A 12,620-nucleotide genomic window follows, 5' to 3' on the forward strand; every position below is an offset into this window, starting at 1 on the left:
GCTCTTCCGATCTCCGACGCTCGCCGGCTCGCGCCCCGCCGGGCCGCACGCGTACACAGCGGGCCGCTCGAGCCGCAGCGGCGCGGGGTCCAAGCTCGCGCGGGCGCGTTGCTGACCCAGGTCGACCCGCCAGCGCTGCTCATCCAGCTCGATCCACAGGGTGCGGGGCCCCCAGAACCCCAGGCGCCAACGATCGGGGCTGCCGTCGAGCGGCTCGGTCCCGACGTCGTCGATGAAGTCCTCGCCAAGCTCGGTCTGCACCGCTTCGAGGTCGTGGACGCGATCACCCGCTGGGGCCGCGAGCTCGACCCGGCGCCAGCAGTTGGGCGCTTGGGTCCAGCACACCCATAGCTGCCCGGCGTGGACGACCGCCCACGCGCCGCTGTCGAGATCCACGACCCCGGGTGGTCCATTGGATGACTCGAGCGGGGGACCAAGCAGCAGGGCCAGGGACAAGATGGTTGATGCGCTCACGCACCAGGTGTCGGACCGGCGGCGACCGAGTTGCAGGCTTTTTGTCGCCGCTCTCGAAAAATATCTGCGGCTGCACGCAAGCCAGGGCAACCGGGGCCGAGAACCCAGCATGTTCACGACCACGATCTTCCATTCGCTGCTTGGCCTGGCGGTTCCCGACGCCGGACCGGGGCTTCACTTCATCGACGTCGGCCAAGGGGCCGCGCTGCTGCTCCAGGGCGAGGCCGGCGAGCGGGTGCTCGTCGACTCGGGTCCGGCGGCCGGGTCCGACGCGCTGCTGCACGCCCTCGCGGAACACGGCACCAACGAGGTGGATCTGTGGATCCACACCCACTTCGACGCCGATCACATCGGCGGCTTCTCGCTCGCCATGACCGGCCTCGATCGTCGGCGGCCTTCGCCCGACGACCCCACCGTCGCGCGCTTGTGGGACCGTGGCTTGGCCGGCCCGCTCCCCGACAGCGAGGCGTTCGCCCTGTACCTGGCCCTCGCCGGCACCGCTCGAGAAGCGCCGGCGCCCGGCTCGGTCTACGCCGTCCCCGGCCTGCGCATAGAGGTGCTCGATCTCGATCCGCTCCCGGCCGCCGCCCCCGAAAATGATCGCGGCTTGGCCCTGTGCGTCGAGGTTGGCGGGGTCCGGGCGCTGCTGCCCGGTGATCTGTCGGCGCCCCGGGTCGAGCTCGCGGCCGCGGCGTGCGGGGTCGTCGACGTGCTGTGGCTCAGCCATCACGGGGCCGCCAACGCCAGCTCGGAGCTGGCGATCACCCTGGCCAACCCGGAGCTGACGGTCATCTCGGCGGGCCACGACAACGATCACTGCCATCCCTCGCCGCTCGCGCTGGCCCTGCTCCACGGGCGCCAAGCGTGGATTCTCGACGGCGCCGGTGTGGATCCACGCGGAAGCTGCCCGGCCCTGGTCGACTCGCTCGGCGCCCAACACCACCTCGTCGGTGGCGACCTGTGGATCGACGCCGAGCTCCGCAGCTGGCTCGGCATCTCGGGTGGGTGGGTGCTCAGTTGATCGCTACGGAGCCGCCGCGGATCCGCTGACGTCGCCGCGCCCAGCTCGTGATGTCCCGCCCGGTGATCCGAACGGTCCCGTCGGCGCTGAGGGTGATCGCGGCGGCACCACAGCGAAGCACGAGCTGTTCGCGGGCCTCGATCACGTGCGCGCCCGGGCGCCCATCGACCTCAATCTCGACCTCGCTCTCACTCTCGAGCTCGCTAGCGATCTCGCTCTCGTCAGCCGGGCCCGGCTCGGGTGTCACCGGGTGCGGCGGCTGGGTCGACGAGAGATCGGCCGAGAGATCGGCGGAGAGATCCGCCATGGAGGCCAAGCTCATGATGACCGGCGTATCCGCACGCCCCTCCAAGAACCCCAACAAGACCGGCCGGCCATCGAGCAGCGCGTCCTCGACCAACTGCGCGGGTACCACACCGATCAAGCGTGCGACGGGCGGCGGTCCCTGAAGCCCCGCGAACGAGACCCGCGGCCGCCCGTCCGCGTCGACGCTCACGATCCGGCCCAGGCAAGCGTGGGACTGGGTCGGAGCACCAGCAACAGGGACGTCGAGACGAGGCGCGGGTCCGTCAGGCATCCCCCATCATACGCGGGTTTGAGTCCACGGTGTCTGTGCAGGTCCAAACGAGCTAAACTGCGCGCGCAGTGACGGCCCTGACCCCACCGCTGGCCGCGTGCCTTCATCGGAGGCCCTCGTCGCTGATCGTGTTGGTGTTGCTGCTCGCTATGGGGGGCTTCGGCTGCAGCCGTGGCGTTCGCGGTGAGATCTACGTGCCGCCCTACCAGCCAGTGTGGAAGGGGCGACACAAGCTCCCGAGCTATCGCGTGGGGCTGCCAGGTGCAGGCTGGGAGCCGCTCGCAGGCGACGGCTTGCAGGCGGTCTGGCAGCACAGCACCGACCCGGCGATCATCCAAGTCCACGGCGAGTGCGAGGATCACGGCGACAGCGACCTCGAGGACTTCACCGATCACCAGCGGATCGACTACTCCGAGTGGAAGATCATGGAAGAGCCAACCGGAGAGCTCGACGCCGAGGGCCGACCGCGCATGCGCAAGCAGCAGTACTACACGACGATCGCCGATCGAGAGGCGTTGCGAACGACGGTCAGCGCCAACCTCGATGGCGCCGGGGTGATGCTCGAGTACGTCGTCCTCAAGAAGGACGGCTGCCTGTTCGATCTCACCTACATCGCGGTGCCCAAGGCGTTCGAGCAACACACCGGCGAATTTCAGAAGGTCATCGACGGATTCGGGTTCCCGATCCGCGACTAGGCCAGCGCGTTTCATGTCTGCTCACGACCACGCATCCACGGAGCTTCCGTGACCCAGCCAACTGGCGACCCAACTGGCGACCCGACTGGCGACCCAACTGGCGACCCAACCGGTTCCGGTGCTGGGGCTGAACCCAAGTCCGACGAGCCATCGGCGCTGCGCGAGTGGGTGATCAACGTTGGCACCACGATCAACGCCGGCATCAAGTGGTGCGGTGGCTTGGCCGTGATGTTTGGCCAGGCGGCGATCCGCGGACCCAGGCGCCCGTTCGGGCTGTTCGACATCTCGTACCAGATCGTGCAGCTGGGGATCCGCTCGATCCCGGTCACGACCATGATGTCGTTGTTCGTCGGCATGATCCTCGCGTGGCAGTTTGGTGAGGCCCTCGCGGACTTCGGGGCCAAGAACTCGCTTGGCTACGTGACGTCGCTGGCGTTGGTCCGCGAGCTGGTCCCAACCCTGCTCGCGGTCACGGTCGGCACCAAGATGGCGACCGGCATGACGGCCGAGCTCGGGTCCATGAAGGTCACCGAGCAAATTGACGCGATCTCGGCGCTGGGCGCCGATCCCATCAAGAAGCTGGTGTGGCCGCGGCTGGTCGCGGCGAGCATCGCCATGCCGCTGCTGGTTGCGTGGGGCAACGTGGTCGCGATGCTCGGCGGCATGCTGATCTCGGACACCGTGTTCGACGTGCCAGCGGGCTACTTTTACCACACCTACATCGACGAGCTCGAGCCGCTGCACTACATCATGAGCGAGACCAAGGCCCTGGTGTTCGGCGGTCTGGCCGGGATCGTGGGCTGCTACCAGGGCTTCACGACCAAGTTCGGGACCGAGGCGGTCGGGCTCGCCACCACCGAGACCGTCATCGCGGTCTCGGTCATGGTCCTGCTCGCCGACTTCGCGCTCACGACCTTCTTCATGCCGATCGGATGAACGACGCCAAACCCAGCCCAGTCGCGGGTCCAGCCAGCACACAATCTGGCGTCTTGGCAGGCGTGTCGGCGATGTCCAACAGCTCGGGGGTGCGTCGCGCGATCGGCACCACGATCGGCCAGTATCACGGCCGAACCTGCGCCCGCGGCGAGCCGGTCATCGAGTTCAACGCAGTCGACAAGGCGTTCGGCCCCAACGTCATCTACCGCGGGATGAACCTGAAAGTGCGGCTTGGCGAGACGCTGACGATCATCGGCGGCAGCGGCCAGGGCAAGAGCGTGTGCCTCAAGCTGATGATCGGCCTGCTCCACGCCGAGGGCGGCCAGGTCTGCTACTACGGCGAGGACGTCGGCCGCATGAACGCCGAGCAGCTGCGAGAGCTCCGCATGCGGGTCTCGATGGTGTTCCAGGGCGGGGCGCTGTTCGACTCGATGACGATCGCCCGCAACGTCGGCTACGCCCTGCGCGAGCACACCGACATGGGCGACGCCGAGATCAACCAGCGCGCCGCCGAGAGCTTGACCCTCGTCGGGCTTGGACCCGACGAGTACCCCGAGATCATGGAACAAATGCCGGCCGTCCTGTCCGTGGGACAGCGCAAGCGGGTCGCGCTGGCCCGCTCGATTGCCGTGCGGCCCGAGGTTATCCTCTACGACGAGCCAACCACCGGGCTCGACCCCAGCAACTGCAATCGCATCGCCCGCATGATCCGCAAGCTCCAGCGCGAACTCGGCGTGACCAGCATCGTCGTGACCCACGACATGACAACGGCTTGGTACGTGTCCGATCGAGTGGCGCTGCTCCACAACAAGCAGTTCCCGTTCGTCGACGACGTGCCAACCTTCCGCGCGATCGACGATCCGATCGTCCGGGACTTCATCGAAGGGCGAACCTCGTGACCGGAGCGCGTCACTAGTGGCGGGCAAACGCCGCGACGAGCAGCGCACCAATTTCTTGGTGGGTCTGTTTGTGGTTGGGTTTGGCACGCTGCTGATCGGTTCGCTGTTTCTGATTGCGATCAGCGAGGGCGTGCTCAGCGAGAAGACCGGGCTGCGCGCGCACTTCCGCACGGTCTCGGGGCTCACCAAGGCGTCAAAGGTCCAGCTCGCTGGCAAAGAGATCGGCGTCGTCGAAGAGGTCAGCTTCATCTCGCCAACCTACGCCTGCAACCCGGTCAGCGAGGACCTCGGCCGGTTCCACGAGACCCGCAGCGACGACTGCGAGCCCACGCTGTTCTGTGCGGTCGTGCCGGGTGGCGAAGGGCTGTGCGCGGAGCTGCAAGACTTCAACGGTGATCCGCGGGCCTATGCGGGCTGCGCTGACGACAGCTCCTGCGCCGAGGCCGAGGTCTGCCTGACCCGGCAGTTCCGCCAGCGCTACAAGCGGGTGCGGTGGGCCGGGGCCGAGGGCGTGTGCGTACCGTTCACGACCGAGCACCGCCGGGTCGAGGTCAGCATGCGGATCGACGCCGACAAGCTGCAGTACATCCGCGCCGACAGCCGGGCCACGATCGCCTCCAACGGCGTGCTTGGGGACCAGCTGATCAACATCTCCGTGGGCGGCAGCGAGCTGCGCATCGAGGCCGACGGGCGCATCCAGTCCAGCCCGTCGCTGATGGAAGACCTCAACATCTTCAAAGATCAGATCGGTGGGATCATCGACAAGGTCGACACAAGCTTGTCGGGCATCTCGGGCTTGTTCTCGTCGCTCAACAACGAGAATACCAAGCGCGATCTGCAGGGCATCCTGGCCAACGCCAACGAGATCACCCGCCAGATCAAAGATGGCGAGGGTCTGATCGGCGCGCTGTTCAACGAGCCCGAGTACAAGGACGAGTTTGGCCGCACGCTCAAGTCCGTGCGCCACTCGGCCGGCCAGCTCGACGAGACCCTGTCAACCGTCAACAGCCAAGCCGGCCCTGCGCTGCGCAACGTCTCGCGGGCGGCTGGCAGCGTCAGCGACATCCTCGAAGACCTCGAGAACCCCGCGAACCAGTCGGTGATCGGGCGGGCGCTGCATGACCCACAGCTCGGTCAGGACGCCGCCGACGCGATCAAGAGCGCCGCAGGGGCGGTCGACTCTGCCCACGAGGCGATCCGCGATCTCCAGGTCGTCGTCGCCGAAGTTCGCCACTCGGTGACCGCGGGCGAGGGCACGATCGGCAAGCTGCTCAAGGACCCGAAGGCCTACGACGACTTGGTCAAGCTGCTTGGCAACATCGAGCGGGTCAACGTGGTCAAGAAGCTGGTGCGGTTCGTGATCGAGCAAGACGAGGCCAAAGACTCGGCGCGGCCGACCGCCGCCAACGACTGATCGCGCGACCCGCATGCCCACCCGGCAAGAACAACGACGCGTCCATACGGCCGTGGCCATGTTCAGCCTGGCGCTGGGCAGCTTGAGCGTGGTGTCGTTCATCGTCGTGGGGCTGAGCGAGGGCATGCTGGTGCCCAAGGCCCAGATCGTCGCCGACTTCCGGGCCGCGGGGAGCATCGGCGCGGGCTCCGAGGTCCAGCTGGCTGGCAAGCAGATCGGCAAGGTCACCGAGATCGAGTTCATCGCGCAGCGCTACCCCTGCGATCCCCAGACCGAGGATTTTGGCCACCCCTACCAGGGCCGGACCAACAGTTGCGAGCCGTGGATGTTCTGCGCGCCAGACGGGTCCAACCCGAGCCAGGGGGTCTGCGCCACCCTCGAAGAGTACAGCGGGCACACCAGCGACTATCAAGGCTGCGATGGACCAAGCAGCTGCGATCCCGATCACGTGTGCGTGACCCAGCCATTTCGGCAGCGCTACCGGGACGTGCGTTGGTGGGGCCAGGCTGGCTGGTGCGTCAAGTTCGACGCCGAGAGCCAACGGATCCGCGTGAACATGGAGATCGAGCGGTCCGCGATGCAGTACATCAAGACCGACAGCCGCGCTGGCCTGGCGCTCAACGGGATCCTCGCCAGCCCGTGCGTGAACATCTCCGTGGGCGTCAACGACGAGCCGATCAGCGATGGCTACCGGCTGCAGACGGTCCCATCGCTGATCGACGAGGTGCTTGGGCTCAAAGATCAGATCGACAAGATCACCGACGACATCGATCGCGGGCTGCTCGGGGTCTCGGCGCTCACCGACTCGCTGAGCGACGAGGCGACCAAAGCCCACATCAAGGCGCTGCGCGAGAACATCACAGAGATTCAGCGCCAGGTGGCCCAGGCAGAGGGCTTGGTCGGCGCGGTCCTGCATGACCCCGGCACCCGCAGCGAGATCAGCCGCACGCTCCGCGACACCCGAAACGCCGCGCGCTCGGCCGAGGCGGACGTCGACGCGCTGCAGCGCCAGTCCAAGCGCAGCATCGCCCAGGTCGAGCGGGCCGCCGGCAAGGTCGAGGCGTTGATGGCGGCGATCGAGGATCCCAACAACACCAGCTTGGTCGCCGTCCTGATCAACGAAGAGCACGGGCTCCAGGCCGAGGCCGCCGGGCTCGGCGATGGTACGCAAGAGGTGATCGGCGCCGGACTCGAGCTGCTCGCGGACCTCGACGGGGCGCTCGGCGAGGTCATGAAGGCGGTCGACCAACGCGAGGGCTCGCTCGGCCGCCTGATCGCGGATCCCAAGCCCCTGTACCACCTCAAGGATCCCGCGGCGCTGCGCCGGGTCAACGTGGTCAAGGGGCTGGTCCGCTGGGTGACCGCCGACGAGACGGCCGAGACGGCCGAGGCGGCCGTAGACGGCCGCGACGCCGGCCAGGACGACTGAGCTGTCGGGGTCAGCCCAGGACCAGCTCGAGGTCAGGGCGGTCGTGGGTCCACGCGCGCAGTTGCTCGGCGAGTGCGTCCCGATCGTAGTCGCCGACATCTCCCAGGGTGACGCGGGTCAGCTGCCCAAGCAGCGGCTCGAGCATGCCAACGACCTCGCGCGCTCGTGCGTGGTCGCTGAGGTGCGCCTCGCTGGGCTTGGGGTGCAGATCGAGGCGCACGCGGCTGAGCCGGCCGTCTGCGTCGCGCTCGAAGTTCAGCTCGCAGCCGAGCGGGCGCGAGGCCCGGCTGGTCTCGGCGTCGAGCATCCGCAGGCGCTGTATGTGGGGCGGGAGCTCGACTGACAACAGCTGGTAGCGGGCGCGCAGGGAAGCACGCTCGCGGTGATCACCCGTCCACCGACGCGACGCGGATCCGATCCGCTCTGGCTCATAGTAGACGCCCAGCTGCTCGAGGCCGGCGCAGGCGGGTGAGCCCAGCAACGCGCGCAGCCGCTCGTCGAGGGCCTGCCGGACCAGCAGCGAGCGCAGACCGAGGGGGGTGTCGAAGCGCACGTTGTAGTCGGCGAGCGAGCACTCATAGTCCTCGACAGCCTCGAGCCGACCGCTCGCGCGTATCTGCACGAAGCGCTCGAACGACAAGAAGCCGTACAGCGTGCGCAGGCGATCCAGACGGCCGCTGAAGACCAGCTGGATCGGCACGTGCCCGTCGAGGCCGCGCAGCGTGGCCCAGCTCCCGGCTCGGATCAGATCACGGTCGAGCCTCGAGGCTTCGATCGATCCGGCGGCGATGAAGCCGCGCTCGAACACCCGGCCCTCGGGGCTGAGCACACTGTGCAAGACGCCCGTCCACTCGGCTTCGTGGCGACGCAACAGCGCCCGCTCGCGCGCAGACGGGGCCGCCATCGGCCGGCCGCTGCGCTCGAGCTGCAGCGTGATGAACTCGCCGCGCGGGTCGCCATGGCTGGTCAGCCAGTCAGCGTAGACGAGGCGTGGCTCGTCGGCGTCGGGATCGGCGTGGACGGCTTCTAGCAGCGCAGCCCGGACCGCCTGCTCGCTCCGCAGCGCTCGCGCGCGCTGCTCGAGCGGAGCCAGGGCCGCGCGCGCGCTGGCGTCGAGCGGCGTCAGCGAGACCGAGCGGAGGCCGGCGATCACAGCTTGCAACTGCCGCGTCAGGTCGGAGCTCAGGCGGGCATCGCGGGCGAGCAGCTCGAGGGTGTCGAGCTGTCGAGGATCACGCTGCGCCGCCAGCAACCGGATCGTGTCCGCGATGATCTGCGCTGCACCCACGCGCTCGCGCGTCACGAGGGCCAGGCGCAGGCGCTCGACCATGGCCCCGGCGAGCAGCGGATCGGGGGTCCAGCGGCCCAGCAGCTGCAGACGCTCGATCTCCGGCAAGTCTGGGTGCGAGGGCTCGGCCAGCAGGACCGGGAGCTCGAGCGGCTCACCGCGGGCCCGCATCGCTCGCTCACGCCACGCGCGCGCGCGCTCGCTGGGGTCATCGCCTTCCAGCGCCTCGCTCGGCGTCGCGCTCAGCAGCAGCTCATAGATGCCCGCCAAGCTGGGGTCTTTGCTGTCTCGCCACGCGCGGCGCAGCTGCTCGGCCATCTCGCGCGGCTCGGCGCGAGTCATCGCGGTGGCCGCGGACGCCAAGCTGCGCACCAGCGCGCGTCGTTGCTCTGCAGACATCAGCGAAGTCCGGGCGCGTAGCCGATCGCGGGACGACCGAGCAGCGTGAGCGCGGCGTCGCGGACTCGACGCGGCCCGATGTCTTGGGCCTGATCGAGGGCGAGGTCGGCGAACGAGCGCCGCAGCGCGGCGCGAAGCTCTGGGTCGGCGGGCAAGTGGTACAGCCCCAAGCACAGGATCTCGGTGTAGTCCGCCAGCGCGATCTCGTCGGTTGCGAACCGCCGGGCCAGCTCCAACACCGGGCCCGCGATGTCGATCGAGCCGCCGGGCTCGAGCGCGTGGCCAACGTAACGCGTCCAGCGGCGGCCCGCTCGACTGGCGCCGGAGGGCTCCGCCGAGCCGGGCTCCGCGACGCTGGTCTGGACCGCGAAGCTGTCGGGATCGAGGTCCACGACCAAGCCATGACGCTCGGCCAGCGCCACGGCCCCAAGCGCGATCTCGGCGAAGCGGTCCAGCGCGTCGCGCCGCTGTTCGGGATCGGCATGCTCGAGCTGGGTCGCGAGGCTGGGCAGCACCTGATCGATCGTCCACAGCCACGCGCCCTGGCCCTCGGGATCCGCGACCACCGCCACCGCGCACGGCTCGGGCAGCCACGAGCCAAGCGCGAGCTTGCGACTGCACAGCTGATCCAGCGCGCGGGTGGCCGTGGCCAGATCCGGGAACAGCCGCTCGCTCGAGGTCGTGAGCCGCCAGTCGTCAACCTCGAGGGTGACTCGCTCGGGGTGGGCCGCCGAGGTCAACGGCCGCAGCGGTCGCCCGTGCAGGCGCGCGAGCAGGGACCGCCCGCTGACCGCAGGCCACAGCTGCGCGGCAGGAAGGTCGGGAGAGGGCAGGGTTGGCGGCGGCGTCTGGCGGCCGCTGGCCCGCTGCGCCTCACTGTACTCGAGCGCGGCGAGGGTTGTGTCCGCGTCGCCCAGCTCGCCAACTTGGGTCTTGGGATCCTCGCGTCCCCAGCGACCGCGCACCGACTCGGACGCCAAGCGCAGGGCCACCATCAGGGTCTGCTTGACGCCCCGATCGCTGCTAGCGACGCTGCCCTTGACTTGATCGGGCGCGCGCAGCCCCTCGCTGATCAGCGCGGCGAGCTTGGCAGGCCGCAGCGCCCCCGGCAGGTCTTGCTTGTTGGCCTGCAGCACGATCGGCACGCCGTAGGGGAACGCCGCGAGCTGCTCGCAGAGCTGGGCGTAGAAGCTGCGCCCTTCGGCGACCGACTCCGGCTGCGAGTCCGCCACGAACACGACCACGTCGGCGCCCTCGATCACGAATTGCCGGCGCAGCGTCAGCTCGACCTGACCTGGCACCGTGAGCAGCTGGGCGCGGATCGGGTAGCTGCGCAGCAACCCACCGTCGACCTCGAGCCAGTCGAAGTACTGCGTGCGCTCACCCAGCGTGTTCGGTGACACCAAGTCGCTGCGCCGCCACGACGCGAAGCTCTTGCTCAGGCGCCGCAAGTTGGTGGTCTTGCCCGCGTGGCCGGGGCCGTCATAGACCACACGGATGACGATGCGCTTGCGCTCGGGGTCGAACTGAGCCATGTCCGGCCGTCAGCGTAGCCGAGTTTGAACAGCAGGGGGCACCGGCCCATGAAAGCCCCCGGTCACACGAGCCTCACGAGTCACGCCAGATCGAAGCGCTCGCGGTAGCGGCCGTACCGCGACGCCAGGCCCTCGGCGCTGAGTCCGAAGTCCTCCGCCGCGTAGCGATGCAGGCCGTGCTCGTGCTGGCGATTGTTGGCCAGCCACACCTGCAGCTTGGCGCGGATCGAGTCGTCCCAGGGCAGGCCGACCGCCTCGCACACCCGGGCCATGACCGCGAGCGGGTCGCCGAGGAGATCGCGGTAGTCCACGTCGACAAACCCGGCGCCGTCGCGGGCGTCGCGGGTGGCGAGCGCGCGCGTCAGCATGCGATCGATCTTCCGATCCCAGTGGCGACCGACCACGTGGGGATCGATCGCGTCGCTCATGATCCCCCAGCCGTGGGCGACCAGGCTGCAGAACGAGGGCACCGTCTGGACGGGATCGCGGTGGGTTTGGATCACCGTGACATCTGGAAACACATTGAACACGACGTCGAGCCACTCGAGGTGGTGCGGCGACTTGAGCACCCAAAAATCGCCAGGGCGCTGCCACTGCAGCACCCGCATGCAGTCCGCCAACCACGCGTAGGCAGGCGTGGGGTCCTGCTGCTCGAGCCAGGCGGCGTAGTCGCTCACGTCGTAGGTCGACTCGGGCACGCCGCTTTGAAACAGGTTGGCGAGGATCAGCACCTCCTCCTCGGGGGCGAGCGCATCCATGGGGTGGACCGCGAACAGATCGGGGCTCAGCCACCGCAAAAATTTATCGGCCGCCCGTTGGCGCTTGACGCGAGGATCCGCGAGCGGATCGCCGCCCGGCTCCTGGCCTCGCGCGGGGATCGGGTCGTACGCCTCCCAGGCCGGGATCGCCCGGGCGCCTGGGAGCTGGGCCAGCATGCGCTGCAGCAAGGTGGTGCCGCTGCGAGCGAGACCGCAGACCATGACCGGACGGGCCAGCTCGAGGTCTTGCAGGGCGCCGTGGCGGGTGAACAGCTCGCCCGCGCGCAGGTTGGTGGCGAGGCCGCCGGCGATGTGTTGCGCGGTCATGAACCGCCCGATTGGCGACAACTTGGCCGTGGAATGAAGCGACTCGATCAAGCGCGCGAGCGGCTCCCGAAACGCGTCGCTAGCGAAGCGCTCGTGCCCGGCGCTGCGGGTCGCCGCCGCGACGAGATCGTCGAGGTCGAACGGCTTGACCCGCCCCAGCGCGTTGAACAGACGCACCGCCAGGGGACGATAGGGGTTCGCGTAGTCCCGCGAGGTCTCGTGCGGTGGTCGAGCCATGACCGACCATAGCGCAGCTGCGCGTGGGGGTGCTCTCGCGGCTCAACGGTCGTGCATCGGTGTCGGGTCCTGCCCCGAGATGCTGGTGTGGGCACACGAGCTCGAGCGAAGGGGCAGCGCGGGAGCGTCCGCGTCGACGCTTCTGTCCCCCGGGACCATCGACAATGGCACGCCGAGGTGTCGCGCAATCACGCGCCCCGTCGTCTCGACCCCAGCATCGGCGCCGACCATCACGATGCGACGAATCAGCCCACGGTGGTCCCACAGCAGCCCTTGCCAAGCCTGACGCGCGCCTCGGTCGTAGCCCGTCATGTCTGCCACATCCAGCACCAAGTCACACGTTTGCCCCGCGAATAATCGCAACACTTCGTTGGCCGAATTCACGCCACCCTTGGTATCGAGGTAGCCGCTGAGCCGGACGTGAATGTCCCCGTTGACGTCAGTTCGGGTCGTCCATCCCATGAATAATATGTAACATGGCCTGCATCACATTCGACCCGCAATAATTACGAAACTTGCTGTGGAACAATGCCCCATTGCCCGCAGGGTACGAAATAGCCCCTCAATATAGGATTCACCCTGTACCTGTGACCAATTGACTGTCCGCATACCCACTCCGGAATCTGGCCTC

The 12,620-nt window shown here is 68.4% G+C and carries 12 protein-coding genes; 6 read left to right on the plus strand and 6 right to left on the minus strand.

Annotated features, from left to right (window positions below; genetic code table 11):
• The coding region (locus DB30_RS23825; RefSeq protein WP_165703919.1) for a hypothetical protein at positions 1–474 on the minus strand (474 nt) is incomplete at its 3' end.
• A 109-nt stretch (positions 475–583) separates the two neighbouring features.
• Between DB30_RS23825 and DB30_RS23830 the strand changes: the two genes are divergently transcribed.
• Positions 584–1,495, plus strand: coding sequence for a ComEC/Rec2 family competence protein (locus DB30_RS23830; RefSeq protein ID WP_052552898.1), 912 nt, complete (start codon positions 584–586; stop codon positions 1,493–1,495).
• Here DB30_RS23830 and DB30_RS23835 read toward each other — a convergent pair.
• Entirely contained in the window at positions 1,488–1,991 is a 504-nt protein-coding gene (locus DB30_RS23835) for a DUF6484 domain-containing protein (protein WP_052552899.1), read from the minus strand. The two genes, DB30_RS23830 and DB30_RS23835, sit on opposite strands and share 8 nt — an antisense overlap.
• Before the next feature lie 149 nt (positions 1,992–2,140).
• Between DB30_RS23835 and DB30_RS23840 the strand changes: the two genes are divergently transcribed.
• From DB30_RS23840 to DB30_RS23860, 5 genes are all read left to right on the plus strand, one after another.
• Positions 2,141–2,767 carry a hypothetical protein gene (locus DB30_RS23840; protein WP_052552903.1) on the plus strand — a complete coding sequence of 209 codons (627 nt, stop codon included), beginning with the start codon at positions 2,141–2,143 and terminating at the stop codon, positions 2,765–2,767.
• 48 nt (positions 2,768–2,815) lie between these two features.
• Positions 2,816–3,703, plus strand: a complete 888-nt coding sequence (locus DB30_RS23845; protein WP_052552913.1) for an ABC transporter permease — start codon at positions 2,816–2,818, stop codon at positions 3,701–3,703.
• Between the two features lie 71 nt (positions 3,704–3,774).
• On the plus strand, positions 3,775–4,602 hold the full coding sequence (locus tag DB30_RS23850; protein WP_146660336.1) for an ABC transporter ATP-binding protein: 828 nt from the start codon (positions 3,775–3,777) through the stop codon (positions 4,600–4,602).
• 16 nt (positions 4,603–4,618) lie between these two features.
• Positions 4,619–6,016 (plus strand): MlaD family protein, encoded by a 1,398-nt coding sequence (locus DB30_RS23855; protein WP_052552915.1) that lies wholly within the window; start codon positions 4,619–4,621, stop codon positions 6,014–6,016.
• 58 nt (positions 6,017–6,074) lie between these two features.
• Positions 6,075–7,445 (plus strand): hypothetical protein, encoded by a 1,371-nt coding sequence (locus DB30_RS23860; protein ID WP_052552916.1) that lies wholly within the window; start codon positions 6,075–6,077, stop codon positions 7,443–7,445.
• Positions 7,446–7,455: 10 nt separating this feature from the next.
• On the opposite strand, the gene DB30_RS23865 is transcribed toward DB30_RS23860, so the two are convergent.
• The 4 genes from DB30_RS23865 to DB30_RS23880 all read right to left on the minus strand — a co-directional run bounded on the left by DB30_RS23865 (position 7,456) and on the right by DB30_RS23880 (position 12,373).
• Positions 7,456–9,132, minus strand: a complete 1,677-nt coding sequence (locus tag DB30_RS23865) for a TIGR02996 domain-containing protein (RefSeq protein WP_052552917.1) — start codon at positions 9,130–9,132, stop codon at positions 7,456–7,458.
• Positions 9,132–10,667, minus strand: a complete 1,536-nt coding sequence (locus tag DB30_RS23870) for a GTP-binding protein (protein ID WP_052552918.1) — start codon at positions 10,665–10,667, stop codon at positions 9,132–9,134. Before DB30_RS23870 ends, DB30_RS23865 begins: the two co-directional genes overlap by 1 nt.
• Positions 10,668–10,747: 80 nt before the next feature.
• Positions 10,748–11,989, minus strand: coding sequence for a sulfotransferase family protein (locus tag DB30_RS23875; RefSeq protein ID WP_052552920.1), 1,242 nt, complete (start codon positions 11,987–11,989; stop codon positions 10,748–10,750).
• Positions 11,990–12,031: 42 nt separating this feature from the next.
• On the minus strand, positions 12,032–12,373 hold the full coding sequence (locus tag DB30_RS23880; protein ID WP_146660349.1) for a hypothetical protein: 342 nt from the start codon (positions 12,371–12,373) through the stop codon (positions 12,032–12,034).
• Between the last annotated feature and the right edge of the window lie 247 nt (positions 12,374–12,620).

Source organism: Enhygromyxa salina (assembly GCF_000737335.2).
GTDB classification, from domain to species: Bacteria; Myxococcota_A; Polyangia; order Nannocystales; family Nannocystaceae; genus Plesiocystis; species Plesiocystis salina_C.